The following is a 984-nucleotide window of genomic DNA, read 5'->3' on the forward strand; positions in this document are numbered from 1 at the left end:
GGTGTAATGGACATTATTCATGCTGGCGTAGGGTCTAACGCTATATACTGTCTATATTTGCAAGGAATCAAAGCCATGAATCAAAAAACTGCCCTTTTTGTCGTGATAAACACCTCAAAAAGAATGGACGCAAGCTAGGCAAACAACAGTATCAATGTCTAGCTTGCAAACGGCAGTTTTTAGGTGGCAAAAGACTCAATAACCAAACCCTTTGGACGGAATACACTCAGGGCAAACAGACCTACAAACAACTGGCTGACAAGTATAGCTGTAGTCTTAAAACCATTCAAAGACGCTTAGACACAGTCAGTATTGACTATCAAGTTAAGCGACCGAATACTGCTAACATCATCATGGACACCACTTACTTCGGTCGTAAGTTCGGTTTAATGGTTTTTATGGACAATACCACTAAAGCCGTTCTTTACTACGCGATAGTCAGTCATGAAACCAACAGTGCCTACAAACAAGGAATTGATCATCTAGCATCGTTAGGCGTTGATATACAAAGCATCACCTGTGATGGTAGACGAGGACTGCGTACGTTATTCACCCGCACCCCTTGCCAGATGTGCCAGTTTCATCAGGTGCAAATAGTGACCCGCTACCTCACTCGTCGACCTAAGAACAGTGCCAGTATCGAGCTTAGACGACTTACTTTAGAAATAAAACTGCTTGATAAAGAGGCGTTCATACAGCGCTTAGATCACTGGTATGTGACTCATGAAGCCTATCTCAATGAACGTAGTACCAATGACGATAACAGTAGAACGTGGTATACGCATAAGCGCCTTAGAAGTGCTTATCGTAGCCTCAGAACCAATAGTGATTGGTTATTCATTTATCAAGAATATAAGCATTTAGATATACCAAATACCACCAATTCTCTTGAAGGATTATTCAGCGAGCTCAAGCGACAATTACACAGTCATCATGGTCTAAATGAGCAGCGTAAGTTGCGGTTTATTAAAGACTTTTTAGGGT

General features: G+C 41.6%; 1 protein-coding gene. It reads left to right on the forward strand.

The annotated features are described in order from the left end of the window. Positions 1-53: 53 nt before the first annotated feature. A partial coding sequence (locus HQR03_RS14075; RefSeq protein ID WP_418889579.1) for an IS256 family transposase, variant Zn-binding type occupies positions 54-984 on the forward strand: 931 nt, incomplete at its 3' end.

It is taken from the genome of Psychrobacter okhotskensis (assembly GCF_013248965.1).
In the GTDB taxonomy this organism is placed as follows: Bacteria; Pseudomonadota; Gammaproteobacteria; order Pseudomonadales; family Moraxellaceae; genus Psychrobacter; species Psychrobacter okhotskensis.